The sequence below is a fragment of the Brevibacillus borstelensis genome, assembly GCF_003710865.1.
Lineage (GTDB): Bacteria > Bacillota > Bacilli > Brevibacillales > Brevibacillaceae > Brevibacillus > Brevibacillus borstelensis.
Genome location: NZ_RHHO01000027.1, coordinates 24,900 through 42,382, shown reverse-complemented (window position 1 = coordinate 42,382; position 17,483 = coordinate 24,900). Strand labels below are relative to the sequence as shown.

Below are 17,483 nucleotides of genomic sequence, written 5' to 3'. Positions count from 1 at the left end.
TTGGGTTTTTGGGTTTTTGGGTTTTTGGGTTTTTGGTTCTGCCGACTGTCAGGATATGTCGGCTTTCCGGCTTTCCGGCTTTTCGGCTTTTCGGCTTTTCGGCTTTTCGCCTTTTCGGCTTTTTAGCTTTCCGGCTTTCCGGCTTTTCCGCTTTCCCGCTTCCAGCCTTTCCCCTACCCGAACGCCTGTGCAGCAATTGCGTACAAGCGGCCGTTCCTCTCCGGCAGCTTTTCCGCATTCCTGATCATGATCGGAGGCTGGCTCGCCTTTTGAAATCCGCACTGCTCCAGAAAAGCCAGGAATTCTTCATGTCCAGACGGTACATCGATCCGCAGCTTGCCTTGATATCCGCTCGCAAGCTGTTCCACGATTTGTTTCGCTCCCTGCAGGTCAAAAGCGACGATCGGGCCGAGTATCAGGTTGACCGGCCCCTCTACAGACAGGCCATAGCCAATGACAGCTCCATCCTGCCGCTTCAAGACGACGCCATTTTGCGCCTGCTGGATGCGATGAATCAAAAATCTTCTGCGTTTCGCGCCGACTGCGGCCTTGTCCAGCTCCACGATTTGCTCCAGATGCTCCCCGGTCAGCTTCTCTACAAATGTATCTCCTGTATCAAACGATGCTCGATGCCGCTGGTACGCTTCGCATAAGTATTTGTGCACGCAATCTACGGACACAAAGCCCATGCTTTCGTACATCGGCTTTCCCTCCGGTGTGGCGATCAGCATCAGGGCTGTATCCGCTGAAGTCGAGGCGGCATCGATACAAGCCTGTGTTACTTGTTTCCCCAGCCCCATCCCTCTGCATTCAGGATGAACGATGACCATGCCGATGGAGGCAAGCGTTTCGCCGTATGGAACAATCGCGGCGCTTGAGTACACTTTTCCCTGGTCATCACGGTGTCCGAATACTCTCCCTGCAGCAATGAGGGTTGCCAGCTCTGCTTCATGGTAATCCCAGCCTACCGAAGCAGACAGCTCGATCAGCCCCGGAATATCCCCGCTGGCAAGCTCGTCCAACCTCAATTCGTGCCGTTTGCTGACAGTCATGTTCTTTTCTTCTCCCTTTCTCCCGATCTTCCTGGATTTATGTGTCTTTCCTCTCCTTTTTTTGCCGCTCGCGAAAGCGCCGCACTTTCATCAGGTTGCCGCACGCCTTATCGTCGCACCAACGGCTGGAGCGGTTGCGGCTCTCGTCGTAATACACCCAGAGGCAATTGGCGTTTTCGCAGATCTTCAATCGCCGCAAATCGGTACCAGCCAGAAGCTCGGCGAAGGAAAGTGCGATTTTCCCCATGACCAGGTCCCATTCTTCGCCTCGTACAACCTCCTCTATTTGAAAGCCATCCGGCCGATGAACGATGCGGCGGCAGCTAGGCACAGCCGCAAGCACCTGATTGATGCCGACCAGATCGCTTGGATCAGGTGCTTGTCCTGTTGCCACCGCTTCCGTGACATTTCGCATCTGCTGCCGCAGTTCTCTCAAGCTCTGGAGCAGCATAGGGTCTGTAGGAAGGGGGACTTTCAGCTCCCACTTCGTCAAAAAATACTGCCACCATTCAGGCTTGCCAAGCCGGTCATCCCGCTGTCCGGACCCTCGCCAGTCTCTGCAATCGCTGTTGATAAAATCAAGACATATCCACTCCACGGAGTTTTTTCTCCTCTCTTGAACCACTCGCCAAAATATGGTAAGGTATTGTTTGTAACCACCAAAATGTATTTAAGTAGTTACAGACGGTATTCTTCTCCAGATTCTACCTTCATTATACCGCCGTCAATCACTCTTTCCCAGATGAGGAGGACTTGCATGAACCGTATGGAGTTGCTGTTGCACGAGTGGGATTGTACATTCGCCAAAGAAGATTGGTATCCCCCCTTGAAAGACGCCTTGGCAGGACTCACCGCAGCCGAAGCAAGCTGGCGGCCGCCTGGCGAAGCTGCCAACACCATTTGGGAGAATCTGAGCCACTTGCTGTTTTACAAGGAACGGCTGCTTCACCGTTTGAAGGGCACCGAACAGCCTTCTACAGCTTCCACCAACGACGACACCTTTGCCCCATCCGGAGGACCAGAGGACGAGGAGGCCTGGCAAGCGGACGTCAAGCGGATGGAGACTCTCCACTATGAACTGAGAGACGTGCTCGCTTCCATTCCGGAGACCTCCTTCGATCAGCCGTCGCCTTCAAAGCCTTTGGGGCTGAGCGTATTCAGCATCATCATGCACGATGCGTTTCATACCGGACAGATTGTGCAGATTCGCAAACTGCAAGGCACCTGGCCCGCACGCAGGTCTTTTGATTAAGAATCCGCTTCCTAGACAAATACCCAAACCCGCCCGGCTATGCCCTCATACATTGTAGGGAAGTTCATCGGAGCGAGGCGATTCCATGAGTCAAAAGTCCGAAGGTTTGTCGGCTGACGATCTTGCTTTATTGGCGGCTGTGATTGTATTAATCGGAGACATTCTGGCGCTATTGGCCTTGGTGCGGGAGCGGCAGGAAAAGACTAAGAAATGAAGAAAAGCCGTTGCTCGCGACAGCAACGGCTTTCATTCGTAAATGAAGGAAATCGCCCTCTGCTTTTAGTAAGGCGATCCTTCTTTGCTTTCATTGATCGGATCACCGGGCTTCGGTGTGATTCCATACTGAAACGGGTTGCCTTTGCCCGATGGAGCCTCTACTTCAACGGCCGGAAGCTTGTCGACTGCCTGCTTGAATTCAGGGGCGTAATAGCTGGTCAGCTTGATTGTCGCCGTCATCCTGCTGTCTTTGGGGACGGTAAATTCATCCTTCTCCGCCGCAGCGACAGTGAATTCATCTACCCGCAAATATCGGGACAATCCCTGTACCTCCTTGAGGAAGAGGTACAGCTCATCGTATCCTCCCTTTACAGAAAGCGTGATCTCCACGCTTCCCAATGCGGTTTCCGGCAGCAGTCTCCTGAGCGTGTCTGCCGTGGGCATGGCAAGTGCAGCGCTGCGGTCCTTGGCATTGGGTTCAGATGCTATTCCTGTTGCTTCCGCTGTACCTGTTTCCTTTTTGTCCGTATCTGAGTTTGTTTTCGGCTCTTTGGCTCCAGTTGACTCTTCGGCCGCTGTATCCGCCCCCTGCTCTTCTTTCGAAATGATCTGCTCCACCATGTCTTTCGTCGACAGCACTTTTGGCTGGGCAAAGCTGGCCGTAAGAATCTCGACCTTGCTGATCGTCTGGAGCTTGCCCAAATCCTTCACGAGCTGATCTGTATAGGAAGAGACGGGGATTGCCTCCGTTACCTTTGCCAATGCTTCCTCGGAAACGGCATCATCCTTCTTTTCCTCTGCATTCCTGCTGCTCAGCCCTTGCACCGTCGCTTGCAGCTGAGCCAGTTCTACCGTTAGCTTGCTCTTTTTTGCCTGCAACGGCGTGAGATAGATATAGTAGAAGACAGCGAGCAGGGCAAACAGCAAAGCAACAAACAAGAACAGGTATTGACGTGTTTTCTCAGCCATGTTCACTCTCCTACTTCTTCTGCTCTTGTGTACGTGCAGCAAGCTGCTTGTTCAGCACGCCCAGGTCCAGGGTGAGTACCTTCACTTCAAATGTAGCCGTGTAGCGGGGCAGGATGTCTCCGCCCACCGCACTCAACGCTTCCGAAAGGGGCCTGCCTTTCTCGTCCACCGGCCCGGTCCACTTCACGGGTACGGAAGCGATTGTTTTTATCTGCGCTTCCAGTACGTATGGCGAAGCCTGCAAATTGTGCAGATAGGCGGCCACATCGTCATATTGCTCAAAGCGGCCGGTGAGCTGCACCGTGCCATCCAGGGCATAACTGATTTTCAGCAGCTTTCCCATCTCCGGCAGGTTTTCGGAAAAATTGTCGAGCAGGAGCGTTGTCGGGTAGAACAGATGCTGCATCTTCTCCGACAGCTCTACATAGTCTTGCAAAGTCGCTGTATTTGCTTTCAAGCCGATCCGCTTTTCCGCTGCCTGGACCATTTGTTTTTGCTGCGCGATTTCCTGCTGCAATCTTTCCACCGTTGCCTGATCGGCATAGTAGGCAAAGCCCATCCAAGCCGCCCCGATAAGCCAAAGCAGCCCTGTCGCGGAGAGCAACAGGACTCCGCCTCTAACCTTTTTCTTTTTTGGTAATAGGTTAATGGTTACCACTTGCGTCAACCTCTCAAGGTTAGTCCCGCCGCTGCCGTAAAGGCCTGAACATTCAGCGGTTGCGTATGCTGAAGGCGGATATGGTGGATGGGCAGAGGAACGATCTCAAAGCTCGTCATGCGATTTTTAAGAAGCTGGATGGTGTGCTCCAAATCGTCATCTTCACCGGTTACATAGATCGTCTGAATACGGGTCCCGTCATTTTTCATGCTGAACTGATAGAAGTTGATCACGCGGTCGACTTCCCTGACCAGATCAGCTACAAATAATGCATGGACGGCAGCAGCACCGTCTGTCCCCCCGGATGCGGAAGCCTGCTCATAATGGGCGAGATGGATCGGAATGTTTCGCAAAAACTCCGGAATATCGCTTTGAAAAATGCTGACGTTGACCGAATGCCGTCCGAGCTGCAGGAACATGAAGTCGGTTTTGTGGACTTCCCCGCTCTCCTCCAGCAGCCGGTACAGAGCAAGCGGTTCGATATCAACAGCCGTTACTTCGATATCGAGTACCTTCAACAATTCGATATATTGGTCGATCAAATCACCAGGAGCGGCAATCACCAAGTATTCATCCTCCGGCTGCGGCTCCTCCGCGAGGCTGTACTCTCCCAGCTCGTCCATCTCCAGCGACGGCGGCACTTCTCTGATCTTGTGAAAGTCAAAATAGGGCCTTGCAAAAGGAAGGTGAATGGTCGTCCCCAGCTCGATTTCGAGCAAAGAACGAATATCGTCCGTCGTCAGCTTGGGCTGAATGGTTTTTCGAATCACCACGGTTGACGTCGGAACGGAGAGAACCGCCTTCTTTTTGGAAAGCCGCAGCTCCTTCTTGGCTAGAGTCAGCTGTATTTTTACCCGCTCGATATCCGTGATCCGCCCGTTCTCGAAGGTTCCTTCCTCCAGCGGGATCAGACCTGCCTGCCGTATCTCCACGCCTGTGTCCGTTCGCCGTGCTTCTGTAAAGCGAAGCCCGTCTTCTTCCACGGCAATGCCGATACGAACGGGATTCGTCATAAAAGGGATGCGCAGTTTCATCCGCCTCTTTTCCTTTCTGTCAGCCCCAGAGCTGATGCAATTCCAGTTCCTGTGTTTGGGAAATCCGGTTCCTTAATGCATGCGCAAGCTTTCGCCCTGTCGATGATTATTGTGTTATAGGAAGCTTGCCACTTGACGAAATTCTTCATTTTTCGACACATTTCTTCTATCACTCACTTATTTTTCGACACACCTTCCCGGTCAACCTGCTGCTTAGCGGAAAAGGAAATTGCTATTTCATTTGCTGTCAGAAGAACACATCCACATACCAGCCGATGATCGCATCTCCTTTGAGATAGGCAAGCAGTGACCCGGCAGCGATGAATGGTCCAAATGGCACCTGCGTTTTCCTCCCCGTCCCTCGAAAGAGCATAAGTATGATGCCAAACAGCGTTCCCAACAGAGCTGACAAAAAGATGGAAAGCGCCAGCAAAGGCAGGCCCAGAAACAGACCCACTACGGCAAACAGCTTGATGTCGCCTCCCCCTACACCGCCGCGGGACAGTACGGTGAGCAGGAAGAACAGGCCAAATCCGACTGCCATGGCGATCAAGTGCATCCAGTAGGGCTGTGTCGGGTGGACGAGCAGCCGGAGTATGAGAAACAGAGCCAGCGCAGGCAGAGTCACCTTGTCCGGGATAAGCCGATAGGCGAGGTCAGCCACGCTCACAATGACGAGCAGCGAGACAAACAGCAAACCCATAAACATCTCGGCGCTCCAGCCGTAGGTGAGATAGACAAGGGCAAATGAGATACCGCAGATGCCTTCCATGACTGGATAAAGCAGCGAGACTTTTGTCCGACAATAGCGGCATGCCCCCCTATTCAGCAAATAGGAAAGAACAGGGATCAGATCGAGGGGACGCAGCCTGGTGTCGCAGCTTTTGCAATGAGACGGCGGTTGGACAATGGATTCCCCCTGCGGGACTCGCAGACCGACGACGTTGAAAAATGAACCGAATACGAGGCCGAATACAAACAGGACGGCCGTGATCAGGTACTCCATGGCTTCTCTCCTAGTTGGTGGAACGGGTATAGTTTGCTTTGATTCAGGAAAAAACTTCCTGCACCGCATTGGGATGTAGGAAGTTTTTATTGGTTCATTTTGTTGCCCGTGTTTTAAAAAGCGCTCGTAGCCGTGGCTGTAGTGGAAGAAGCCTGTTTCCAGGCTCCCTCCGGTTCCGCCCTGCATAGAAGCGGGGCCTGTACGCGCCGAGGCGATTCGCGTAGGAGCGTCAAAGTCGGACAGCTTTAGGGGCAGGGTCACTCAGAGGTGACGCTCCTGTTTCCTGCGACTCGCTGCTCTGCTGAGCCAGGCTGGACAAGTCGTACATCAGGAAACAGGCTTCTTCGGCGAGCGTTTGTTTTCTCAATAGATATATACTCTCTTATAAATCTTGAGTTGATTTTTTACTTTTTACCATCAAGGTATACTTTGTCTCGATCCAAGGCACTAATATCTTCATCTACAAAAACCCTATCTCCTTCCTGCAACTTTACTTTAATTACTTGCTTCGTAATTTTTGTATCATTGTCCTCTTTAGCGGTAATTGTGACTTCGCTTTTCTTAACATCGTAAGTTTTATCTTCCCCTGGAACCTGAATGTCACTAATAAATCCTTCTTTTTGCAACTCTTCCAAGGTATAATCCCCAGTCGCTTTCCCTTCAGCAGTAGCTGCCATTCTCGCCGCATTTGCCAACATTTGCGCATTCGCGATGTGCGCATCCTTGCGGCTATTTTCAATGATATTTCCTACTGACGGAATCGCAATCGCCGCAATAATCCCCAAAATCACCACAACGGCGAGCAGTTCGACCAGCGTAAGGCCTCGTTGATCCTTCAAATAACGTGTAAACATATAAGTTCCTCCCCACAATATCCTTCATGCCTAGCGTACTTTACCAAAAATTTCAAACATCGGAATCATGATGGCGAGTACAATCGTACCCACAATCGCCGCAAGCAGGACGATCATCAATGGTTCGATCAGCGACTTGATTTTGTCAACGGCACTGTCCACCTCCGCCTCGTAGAAATCAGCTACCTTTTCCAGCATCTGATCCAGTGATCCGGTCTCTTCTCCGATGGCGATCATGCGTGAGACGAGCGGCGGGATTACCCACGCCCGCTTCAGCGGCTCGGATAGCGGCCTGCCCTCGCGCAAGCTGGTTTTTGATTCATGCACGGCTTGACTGATAATCTTGTTGCCAACGACATCTTCTACAATCGTGAGTGCTTGCAAAATCGGCACCGAGCTGGAAAACAGCGTACTCAACGTCCGGCTCATGCGGGCCAGTGCGCCTTTCTGCATAAGTTTGCCAAATATCGGCAATCTCAGTGTAGCATAATCCGCAAAATATCGTCCATAAGAAGTATTTACAATAATGCGAAATACAAAATATATGCCAATTATACCTATAGCATATAGGTACCAAGAACTAACTACACTTTCACTAGCTGCCATGACCATCCGGGTCATCGCAGGGAGCTCGGCGTGAAAGCTGGCGAACATCGAGACAAAGGTAGGCACGATGTTGATCAAAAGGTACATCGTTACGGCAATAGACAAAATCCCGACCGTGATCGGGTACATCATCGCCGACTTGATTTTTTCCCGCGTGTAGTGCGACTTTTCGTAGTAGGTAGCAAGCCTGTCCAGGACGATTTCCAGACTTCCCGACGCTTCCCCGGCCCGAATCATGCTGAGAAACATTGCTTCAAAGACCTTCGGATGCTTGCCGAACGCCTCAGACAGCTGTCCGCCCTTGCGAATCTCCGCTTCTACCTCCTCCAGTATCTTGCGCAAGACTTTACTCTCGCTTTGCTGGGCAAGAATATGGACGGAATCGACAATCCCGATCCCCGCCCTGATCAGGGTGGCAAGCTGGCGCAGAAATACGACGAACTCCTGCGACTTCACCGGCTTGCCGAAATGGATTTCGCGCTGCAGGAAGCCTTTCGCTTCCTGTTCAATCGAAAGCGGGGCCAGCCCTTGACGCTTCAGCTCAACGATGGCGACTGGCTTGGCGGCAGCCTCGATCTTCCCGCGCTTGCGCCTGCCTGTGCGGTCCTTCGCTTCGTAAATAAACGTCGGCATCTACTCTAGCGCCCTTTCATTCAAATAGTGTTGCGCGGCTTCGGGAGTAATCTGTCCCTTGTCCACTAGCTCTTTGACGGAGCTTTCCATCATGTGCATTCCCAGTTCGCGTCCCGTCTGCATCAAGCTTTTGATTTGATGATTCTTCTCGCTGCGTATCAGGTTGGCGACAGCATGTGTATGAACGAGAATCTCAGTGGCGACTGCCCGGCCGCCCCCGACCTTCGGAAACAGGCGCTGCGAGACGATCCCGACCAGAACGGAAGACAACTGCATCCGAATCTGGGATTGCTTGTCGCCCGGAAAGACATCGATAATCCGGTCGATGGTCTTGGGCGCATCGGTTGTATGCAGCGTCGCGAGCACCAAATGTCCCGTCTCCGCCGCTGTGACTGCTGTCGAGATCGTCTCCAGATCCCGCATCTCGCCGACCAATATGACGTCAGGGTCCTGCCGCAGCGAAGCCCGCAGTCCGCTGGCAAAATCTTTGGTATCAAAGCCGATCTCCCGCTGATTGACCATGGAGAGCTGATGCTTGTGCAAATACTCGATCGGGTCTTCCAGCGTAACGATATGCTTTCTCATCGTCCTGTTCATGTAGTCGATCATCGCCGCCAATGTAGTCGACTTGCCGCTTCCCGTCGGCCCTGTAACGAGCAGTAACCCTTGGGGCTTGTGGCAAAGCTTCCGGATTACCTCCGGCAGTCCCAGCTCTTCCAGTGACGGGATGCCTGTCGGAATGACCCGGGCGACAAGCCCGATGCACCCGCGCTGGTGGTACGCATTGACGCGGAAACGCGAGATGCCCGGCAGTCCGTAGGAGAAATCCAATTCTCCCTTTTCCAGAAAGGACGGATACAAATGCTGCGGGATCAGCTCCTTGGCCATTTCCTCGGTGTCGCTTGGCGCAAGCGGAGAAATGTCGAGCCGGCGCAGTTCCCCGTCAATTCGGAATACGGGAGAGGTGCCTACTGTCACATGCAGGTCCGATGCCTTTTTTTCAAAAGCGTATCTGAGCAGCTTTTTGATTTCGACGCCAGCCATCCGTTCTTACCCTCCTTGGCATTGATCCGGCCACTATTCCGGCAGTGCGATCCGGTAGATTTCTTCCAGGGTAGTCAATCCCTGTCTCACCTTCAACAGGGCATCGTCAAACATCAGCACCATCCCGTTTTTTACGGCGTGTCGCTTGTATTCGACAGCGGGGAGACGCTGAATAATCATCTGCCGAAACGCATCGTCCATGACGAAGCTTTCGTGGACCGCCAGCCTGCCGCGATACCCTGTCATGCTGCAACTGCCGCATCCCACGCCGCGCCAAATCGTCTCAATGCGCAGTCCGCGCTGGGAAAAGATCGCTTTTTCCTGCTCGGTGGCCGGCATCTCTTTTTTGCATTCCTTGCAGATACGCCGGACGAGCCGCTGGGCTACGACTCCGTTGAGCGAAGAAGCCAGCAAAAACGGAGGAATGCCCATATCCAGCAAGCGCGTAACGCTGCTCACGGCGTCGTTGGTATGCAGCGTGCTTAGCACCTGATGCCCTGTCAATGCTGCCCGGATCGCGATCTCGGCCGTATCTTTGTCGCGAATCTCCCCGACCATGATAATATCCGGGTCCTGACGCAGGATGGAGCGCAGCACGGATGCGAAGCTCATGCCGAATCCGTCGTTTACGTGCACTTGATTGATTCCGTCCAACTGATACTCGACCGGGTCTTCCACCGTAATGATATTGACATCCTCCTGGTTGAGGTGGTTGAGTGCCGCGTACAGCGTGGTCGTCTTCCCGCTTCCCGTCGGTCCCGTCACCAGCATGATGCCGTTTGGCCGGTTGATCAAATTCCGGAAATAGGAGAGATTTCGATTGGTCAAGCCCAGCTTGTCTATTTCGATCAAGGCATTGGACACATCCAGGAGGCGCATGACGATTTTCTCGCCGTAAATGGTCGGAAGTGTCGATACCCGAACGTCGATCTCCTTGTAGTCCACATGCATCTGAATCCGGCCGTCCTGGGGAGTGCGCCGCTCCGCGATGTTGAGGTTGGACATGATTTTGATCCGCGCTGTCAAAATGCCGATCATGTGGCGCGGCAGCACGCGCTCGGTCCGCAAGACGCCGTCTACCCGATAGCGGATGCGGACCCCGTCCTCCTGCGGATCGATATGGATGTCGCTGGCACGCAGTTGGACTGCCTGTTCAAACATCTGGTTGACCAGGCGAACGATCGGGGAATCTTCATCGACGATGCGAGATTCTTCAATCTCGTCCGCCTCGATCTTTTCCATCAGCTCCTTCACCGAGCCCTGCATGCTGTACATCCGGGAAATCGCCCGCTGGACCTCGTCCCGGGTAGCAATGACCGGCTCGATGACAAAGCCTGTGCTGAGCCGCAGCTCATCGATCGCAAAGTAGTCGAGCGGATCGATCATCGCCACGGTCAGCTTGTTTCCCTCTTTTTTCAACGGAATGAGAGAATATCGTTTCGCCACCTCTTCCGAAACGATGCTGGACAAGGACGGGTCTATCTTGACGCGATACAGGCTGACGTGAGGGATTCCCAACTGGAATTCCAAAATCTCGATCAGCTGCTGCTCCGTAATGTAGCCCTGCTGCAGCAAATGATCCCCCAGCTTCAGCTTCGACTTTTTCTGCTCGACCAGCGCCTCCTGCAGCTGCTCTTCGCTGATCAGGCCGCTTTCGACGAGGATGTCCCCCAGCCGTTTCCTACCCATGCCCGTCACCTCTCAGGCGCGTCATGCAAAATAATGACGCCGTTGTTTTTCTCGACCTTTACCGCTGCTCCCGCACCAACCGAAGCTGAGCCTTGAGGAACGGCAGCCCCTGCGTTTTCCGGCAAAGGGGCTATATCGGGAGGTCTTGCGCTGCTGCCTGTATCGGCAGGCGCGTAGCTATCCCCGTATGGCTTCACGCTTCCGTAGATGATTTCCGGCGGCAATTCCTCTTCCGCTTCGCTGCCGACCCATGGCTCCGCTTCCGCTTCTGTCGGCCAGTCGTCCTCCCGGCTTTTCGTTCCGACCGCTCCCACTTCTCTCGGACCGACAGCGATCACGTTCGGGACAGGCTGATACAGGTTGTCCGAGACGAGCACCTTTTTATTCGAACCCGGATCGTAGAGGAACACCTTTGCCCGCAGCCCTTTTTCTCCGACGCGCACGATCCGCTCCTGATTCGGTTTCATATCGCGGTCTACCCGAACGATCGTACCGGGGCTAAAGGTTTCGGTCGTTTCCGCCATGAGCTGCGGCTTGCCCTTCTCCAATGACTGACCGCTTCCGTAGAGAGCGACCCGTAGACGGCCCTGCTCAACCGCTGCATGGATATAGACCGGCGTCTTCATTCGATTGGCCAAGCGCAAATCCATATCCCGTCCGTTTACGAATGCTTCCAGTCCGATCCTTTGAAAATCGACCGGGCGTTTCGCGCTGTGCCGCTCCACCACGCTCAGAGAGCTGGTGAGCGCCGTTTCGTACAACGCAGAGGCTACCTGTACGGCGCTTCCGCCAAGGCCGTCGGGTATTGCCTGCCGTTCATCTATAAGCTGGTAGCCTTTTGCTGTCGTAAACGGCCCGGCAGCTTCATTGAAGGAAAACACCTGGTCCGGCATCAGGATGGTGCCATTGAGCAGTTCGGCAGCCCTTTTCACGTTCACCAGGCGAGAAGGCCCCCCCGTGCCAATCGTCCCGTTCCACTCGCCCAGCAAATCCACGCTTTTCTCCAGATCCTTTCGTGTGATTGCCGGCTCGTCCTTTTTCGCCTTGATCGGTATGCGCAGGCCGTAGCGCAGGGTGCGAAACTCTGTTTCGACAGCCGAAACAGTCTCTTCCACATCGACCTGATAACCAGCCTGATCCGGTATCACGACTGCTTTATTGTTTTCGATTCGGAGTGTAGCCGCGGCCGCTTTCCGGTCAATTTCGCCGGCGATGCGCTCCACCTGCCGAACCAGCTCGGAGCGGTCGTAGTGAACGGCCAGCGGTACTGTGCCGTCCGCTTGTTTCCCTGCCAGCCGCTGAAACCATCCTGTCAATCCCGCAGAATCGCGAGAGCGCTCAACGGCTTGCCGGATCGTCTCTTCTGCCTCGAAACGCAATCCCAGCTTTTCCTTGTCAAGTAAATAGGTGCGATCTTCGAGGGTAAGCACGGCGGGCATTCCGGAGAGGTCCTCAACCTTTCGTTTCACGCTGGCCCGCGCTTCTTCTATCGTCAGCCCGGCTAGCGAAAGGCCGGCTACCTGTACATCGGACAGCCTCCCGCCCGCCTCCGAATCCGGTTGGTCCCACAAGCCGGAGGCGAGCAGGGAGACCGCCCCGAACACACATGATTGGATAAGCAGGAGCGCAAAGGCCCCGCCAAACAACTTGTACTGTTTTTTTTCCAACACGATCCCGCTCACTTCCGATTTGATGTGTCCTGCTCATGCTTTGCTACCGAGGCATGGCCCGGCGATGTTCCAGTGCCTGTCAATGTTCCGGCACCTGTCAAAGAAGGATCATCCACACGGTCCAGTTCTTCCTCGAACCGGCTCAACAGCCTGCCGGATTCATCATGCAAAGACCCGACCAGGGAGAGCTCCTCCCAAAAACGTTGTCCATCAGGGGACGTCGGCGGCTCCCCTGGCTCCGTTCCGGGTGAATCTGCGTCCTGCGAAAAGAAATCAGCGTTTATCGGCTCATCCGAAAATCTCCACCCGAAATCGTCCAAGTCCTGCTCCGCCGATTCTGCCGTCATTTCAGAACCTGCTTTTATCTCTGCCATTTCTATCTTCTCGATCTTCTCTATCTTCTCTGCCTTCGCTATCCTCTCTATCTTTCCGCTTCCCGTGTCCTCCTCCTCAAACTCAAAGAACGGCAAGGGTGATAAGCAATCCGCTTTCGTTTCATCCGCTGCATCATCCGTTTTCAAACCGGATTGTCTTCTCGTATCTATTCCCGTGTCTTCGAAGCTGCCAAACTCCGCAAAAGCTGGATCAGCAGCGTGGTAGTACGGGAACGCTTCAGCGGGGCTTCCCTGTTTTTCGGCCCATTCAGATTCATCTGCCGGTTTACGTTCCGGTTCAGGCCACGGTTTAAGCTCTGATTCAGGCTCTAATGCAGTCTCCGATTCGGTCCACCGCCCAGCCTCGACGCCGTCCGCTTCCTGCTCCATGGCAGCCGCAATCTCCTGGAACGCTATGCTCTGTCCCTGCTCATACCAGTAAAGCCGCTCTCCACGCTGATCAGGAGCAGTCAAATCTTTGGAAGCAGCAGCGTTTCCGCCACCAGGCAGCCCCTGCTGAGCAGCAGTATCGGCAAATACTTGAGCAGCGAGAATCCCGGTGTTTTCCGTAAAGTCATTTTTGGCAAAGTCTCTCGCAATGAAATAGGAAAGGAGCAGGGTGATCAGGATGGTTGCAACAGCCGTTTCCAACCTCCCGAAAAGAGACAGGGAAAATGGCAGGAGCGCTCCGAGCAGGAAGGCACCCCCGGAAGCTGTCATCACGGACAGCCGTTTACGAGAAAAGAGGCGGCGACGGAGCAGCAGGTACAACAGAAGGGTTAGAAGCAGGTACACAATGTAATAGCCGCTTAAACCTGATAGAAGCATAGGATCACCTGTTTTATAGCCAAAAGGCGTAGATCATAGTACATTAGTAGTAGATTAGCATAGTTCTTTGGTTGCATCCATTTTTATGCAATAACTTAATTTCGACAGGTTTCATGCATCTCCTCTAAAATTTTGTCGAAAAATATTCTCCCTCCCTCGAAATGTCACCTTTTATCCATATTGGAATACGCTTTCAACCGATTATCATGAAATACGAGAATTAGTAAGAAAGGAGGAATTGCGATCGTGTGGGAACAAAGCAGAAATGAAAACGGGATGACGCTGATCGAAGTGCTCGCTTCCATTGTCATACTCTCCATCGCTTTCCTATTGCTGAGCAATTTTCTCGTGCGCGGTCTGGAGCTTTCCGGAAAAGAGGACAGCAAGCTGGTTGCGATGAATCTGGCAAGGCAGCTGGCAGAAAGCTGGCGATCAGGGAACGGAGACTTGAAGACTGCAGCGCTCCCGGATGATTCCCTCCGAGACTATGCCTCCGACAAGCTTACTTATCCAAAGCTTGCGGCATTAACCGACCACCTGAAAAACAGGGAGATTTCCTTTCCCGATGTGGAGGTAAACGAACGAATCTATCAGCCAAAGCTCTCTCTTTCTTTTCTGGACAAGCACAACGGCGGATACAGGCTTGACGATCAAACGATGATCCTCATCACAGTTCGCGTCACTTCTCCCGAGGGACAGCAGCTTGCCATGCTGCAGACCGCCGTCGCCGATCCCCGGACAGGAGGAACAACGCCATGAAGCTGAGGACTCGAATCTCTCGCCTCCTGCGTGATCAATCGGGGATGACGCTGCTGGAAACGCTCGCCTCCCTGTTCATCTTTCTGATCATCCTGATCCCGTTAACCTCTGTCTACGTCTCAGGCGTCCAGGTCTTCAACCAGACGCGGGAACAGACCGACCTGCGCAATGTCGCTGACTTTGCCATCGGTGAAGTGATGCGGACTGTGCAGGGAGCGACTTATTTTGAACTGGAAAAAGACGGCGGTTCACTCGATTCCGAAAACGAGGAAATGGACACTTTGCGCCAGATCATGCAGAGCAAAAAGGCCGGCGAGCTGCTTTTGGCCGAACAGGGAGGAGCGGGAGCGGGGAGTAACGGAGCAATAGACGCGGAAGAAGGCACCCGAGAAATCGGCGTATCGCCCCAGTTCTCTACTGGCCTTGTCGTTTTCACCAGCTCGACTGTCTATGTCCCTTCCGATCAAGACTCTTCCGATGCCGAGTCCGGCAGCACGCAATCCTTTGTAAAACGAAATGTCTACCGCTTTACTCCCTCTGATCCTTCAGACGGGCTGGTCAAGTCATTTCGCTTTGAACCGGGTTATCTCGTCCGCGGACTCTTTTCGACCTCGGCGGACAACAAGACCTTGTCTCTCTATCTGGTGGTCGCACCGTACGGAGAAAGGGTTGTCGACCGCGACGGGCAGCAGATGAGGTTTCCAAATCTGGAGGAGGTCAGGGCCGAGCTGGAGCGAACAGAAGCATCCGGCAAAGTCAACAGCTACATTCGCCTGGTCAAAACGGAATTCGCCGTCTCCAATCTGCAGAGGAGTGAGTAGATGAACCGCCTCAACAACGAACGCGGAAGCGCGCTCTTGATCGTCCTGTTTATCGTCGTGCTGTTTACGGTGCTCGGGCTGTCCATCCTCAGCTACGTCGCGCAAAGCTCCCGGCAGCACGTATTCTCCGAAGACGAGATTCAAGGGAAAATGCTGGCTGACATGGGCCTGGCCTACTTTCAAAAATACGCCGAGCAAAACCTTTCCTTTGACGATGAGGAACTTGCACAAGCGCTGGAAGATGGGAGCGGCCAGGAAAAAATCAAGAACGTCCTAAGCAATATCGCCGCTGAAATGAACGACACCGACTGGGAGAAGGGCCCTTACAAGCAAACCATGCTCCCTCCCCTGCCGGACGGGACAGCCCAAGGCTTCGCCATCGGTTACCGCATTCTGGACGAAATCCGTTTGCAGAAAGATCCCGGACAGCCATACGTGCTGAAGCTGAAGGTCTCCGTGATCGGCATTCCGGCTCGCGGAAGCGAAGACCTGTCCGTAGTGAAAAGCCGGGTTCGCCTGGATTCTACCGTGTACATAAACACGATCGCCGCACCGTTTCATTATGCAGTCAGCACTCCCGGAGAGCTGCGCCTGTTCGGCGGCTCCAACATCATCGGCAATGTGACGGCTCACCATGTGGTCACTGCGACACACTACCGGTACAGCAAGGAGACCCCCGATGGGCAAGGCGCCGAGTGGACATCAGGCTCTTTTGAAAAGAACCTCCCTTATCTGGAAGGCGTACTGTCGCTTTCACAGAATGCGAATCGTTCCGGCGGACTTGTAAGCGGACTGTATCAGCTTGAAAGACTGGAGGAGGAGGCTCCTTCCGCTGCAACGCTCGCAGACGAAGCCGACCAGGCACTCATCTCTGACCGGCAAAGCCTGGCGTCGCTTTTTTCTCCCAAGACGCTGCCCAAAGACAGCAAAGAGACGCTTCTCTCCGCGCCATCGGACAGGCCGTACGAGCCCGGCTATGAGCCGCCCGTCGTGCAAAATACAATCGATTCGGCCAGGTCTCTGTCCTTCCCTGGAGGAGAGTCGACGAAACAATACATCTCTCAAATGATACGTGAGGGAAAAGCAAGCTCGCACGAAGAAAGAGTAGCAGCAGACGAGTCCGTTCAATTGGAAGAGCACAGCGGGGACTACGCGTATCTGAATGAAGGGTTTCGCCTCATCGACATTCCTACCGGAAGCGAATCCATCGCGATTCTGGCCGAAGACAGCAAGGAAGGCTTGGACGGCTCCTCCGCCGTATCCCTGACCGCCCGCTTGACCGGGGATGAATTGGCCGGGGGATCTGTGCGCAAGCTGTATATCGCACCTGCCTCTTCGGACGAGGATTCTTTGGCTACGGTTGAAATGGGCAGACTGGGCTCCTTCATCCCGGATGCGGACGCCTCCGAGAGAAACAGCGGAGAGCCCTTCACCTTTGAGGGAACGATCTATATCAAAGGAAATCTGGACATCGTCGGTGACATCCGCATCAACGGCACCATTTTTGTCGATGGCGATGTGCTGATCCGGGAGATTACCAACCTGGACGACAAGAATCTGGCGATCGTCGCAACCGGCAAGATCAGCCTGACCTCCCGTTACACCGAGGAGACCGATCATACGAGCAGCGTCGATGCGTGGAAATCGCTTCCGCCCATCTCGGCCTTTCTCTATTCGGAAAAGTCGATGGAAATCTACTCGGTTGCCTCCTTTAACCGCATCCAGGGCGGCATTGCGACTGGCGGCCCGTCCTCCTACATCGAGCTGAACACCAAACGAAACGAGGACGACCGTCTCGCCTCCCGTCTGGCCATTCAGTTCAACCGCAGGATTTTCGAGCAGGAGACCCCCGGCCTGCCTGTTGCCGAGGAGTTCTTCGTCGATCTGTACGATCTTCAGTACAGTCCCCACCCCGACGAGGTGGAGCTCGTTCCGTAAACGTTCAGTGATATCCTGAGCGAGTCCGGGGATGCTCGGCTTTTTCGGCCTTCCCCCTCGTCTCGCCCCTCCCCGTACGG

The 17,483-nt window shown here is 53.9% G+C and carries 17 protein-coding genes; 5 read left to right on the top strand and 12 right to left on the bottom strand.

Annotation, left to right across the window (positions count from 1 at the left end; translation table 11 throughout):
• Window positions 1–173 precede the first annotated feature (173 nt).
• Entirely contained in the window at window positions 174–1,052 is an 879-nt protein-coding gene (locus EDM54_RS13735) for a GNAT family N-acetyltransferase (protein WP_122958354.1), read from the bottom strand.
• Window positions 1,053–1,089: 37 nt separating this feature from the next.
• Window positions 1,090–1,650, bottom strand: coding sequence for a CGNR zinc finger domain-containing protein (locus tag EDM54_RS13730; protein WP_122958353.1), 561 nt, complete (start codon window positions 1,648–1,650; stop codon window positions 1,090–1,092).
• Between the two features lie 159 nt (window positions 1,651–1,809).
• Between EDM54_RS13730 and EDM54_RS13725 the strand changes: the two genes are divergently transcribed.
• Window positions 1,810–2,304 carry a DinB family protein gene (locus tag EDM54_RS13725; protein ID WP_003392147.1) on the top strand — a complete coding sequence of 165 codons (495 nt, stop codon included), beginning with the start codon at window positions 1,810–1,812 and terminating at the stop codon, window positions 2,302–2,304.
• Window positions 2,305–2,389: 85 nt separating this feature from the next.
• Window positions 2,390–2,518: a hypothetical protein gene (locus EDM54_RS27005; protein WP_255320341.1), complete on the top strand. Its 129-nt coding sequence runs from the start codon at window positions 2,390–2,392 to the stop codon at window positions 2,516–2,518.
• A gap of 65 nt (window positions 2,519–2,583) precedes the next feature.
• On the opposite strand, the gene EDM54_RS13720 is transcribed toward EDM54_RS27005, so the two are convergent.
• The 10 genes from EDM54_RS13720 to EDM54_RS13675 all read right to left on the bottom strand — a co-directional run bounded on the left by EDM54_RS13720 (window position 2,584) and on the right by EDM54_RS13675 (window position 13,885).
• Window positions 2,584–3,489: a hypothetical protein gene (locus EDM54_RS13720; RefSeq protein WP_122958352.1), complete on the bottom strand. Its 906-nt coding sequence runs from the start codon at window positions 3,487–3,489 to the stop codon at window positions 2,584–2,586.
• A 10-nt stretch (window positions 3,490–3,499) separates the two neighbouring features.
• A complete protein-coding gene (locus EDM54_RS13715; RefSeq protein ID WP_141334223.1) occupies window positions 3,500–4,147 on the bottom strand; it encodes a PilN domain-containing protein in 648 nt (215 codons plus the stop codon).
• Between the two features lie 5 nt (window positions 4,148–4,152).
• Window positions 4,153–5,181 (bottom strand): type IV pilus biogenesis protein PilM, encoded by a 1,029-nt coding sequence (gene pilM / locus EDM54_RS13710; RefSeq protein WP_003392157.1) that lies wholly within the window; start codon window positions 5,179–5,181, stop codon window positions 4,153–4,155.
• A 247-nt stretch (window positions 5,182–5,428) separates the two neighbouring features.
• Window positions 5,429–6,187, bottom strand: coding sequence for a prepilin peptidase (locus EDM54_RS13705; RefSeq protein WP_122958350.1), 759 nt, complete (start codon window positions 6,185–6,187; stop codon window positions 5,429–5,431).
• 404 nt (window positions 6,188–6,591) lie between these two features.
• Window positions 6,592–7,041 carry a prepilin-type N-terminal cleavage/methylation domain-containing protein gene (locus EDM54_RS13700; protein ID WP_024985514.1) on the bottom strand — a complete coding sequence of 150 codons (450 nt, stop codon included), beginning with the start codon at window positions 7,039–7,041 and terminating at the stop codon, window positions 6,592–6,594.
• Window positions 7,042–7,071: 30 nt separating this feature from the next.
• On the bottom strand, window positions 7,072–8,280 hold the full coding sequence (locus EDM54_RS13695) for a type II secretion system F family protein (RefSeq protein WP_122958349.1): 1,209 nt from the start codon (window positions 8,278–8,280) through the stop codon (window positions 7,072–7,074).
• On the bottom strand, window positions 8,281–9,324 hold the full coding sequence (locus EDM54_RS13690; protein ID WP_122958348.1) for a type IV pilus twitching motility protein PilT: 1,044 nt from the start codon (window positions 9,322–9,324) through the stop codon (window positions 8,281–8,283).
• A gap of 33 nt (window positions 9,325–9,357) precedes the next feature.
• The gene (locus tag EDM54_RS13685; RefSeq protein WP_122958347.1) at window positions 9,358–11,013 is read right to left on the bottom strand and encodes a GspE/PulE family protein; all 1,656 of its coding nucleotides are present in this window, start codon (window positions 11,011–11,013) and stop codon (window positions 9,358–9,360) included.
• A 5-nt stretch (window positions 11,014–11,018) separates the two neighbouring features.
• Complete coding sequence (locus tag EDM54_RS13680) at window positions 11,019–12,683, bottom strand: VanW family protein (protein WP_141334225.1); 1,665 nt, start codon at window positions 12,681–12,683, stop codon at window positions 11,019–11,021.
• 8 nt (window positions 12,684–12,691) lie between these two features.
• Window positions 12,692–13,885: a hypothetical protein gene (locus tag EDM54_RS13675; RefSeq protein WP_122958345.1), complete on the bottom strand. Its 1,194-nt coding sequence runs from the start codon at window positions 13,883–13,885 to the stop codon at window positions 12,692–12,694.
• 246 nt (window positions 13,886–14,131) lie between these two features.
• Here EDM54_RS13675 and EDM54_RS13670 point away from each other — a divergent pair, with 246 nt between their 5' ends.
• The 3 genes from EDM54_RS13670 to EDM54_RS13660 are packed head-to-tail and all read left to right on the top strand — an operon-like array spanning window position 14,132 to window position 17,403.
• A complete protein-coding gene (locus tag EDM54_RS13670; RefSeq protein WP_039071507.1) occupies window positions 14,132–14,644 on the top strand; it encodes a type IV pilus modification PilV family protein in 513 nt (170 codons plus the stop codon).
• Window positions 14,641–15,465, top strand: a complete 825-nt coding sequence (locus tag EDM54_RS13665; RefSeq protein ID WP_003392175.1) for a type IV pilus modification PilV family protein — start codon at window positions 14,641–14,643, stop codon at window positions 15,463–15,465. Before EDM54_RS13670 ends, EDM54_RS13665 begins: the two co-directional genes overlap by 4 nt.
• Window positions 15,466–17,403 carry a hypothetical protein gene (locus EDM54_RS13660; RefSeq protein WP_122958344.1) on the top strand — a complete coding sequence of 646 codons (1,938 nt, stop codon included), beginning with the start codon at window positions 15,466–15,468 and terminating at the stop codon, window positions 17,401–17,403.
• Window positions 17,404–17,483 lie beyond the last annotated feature (80 nt).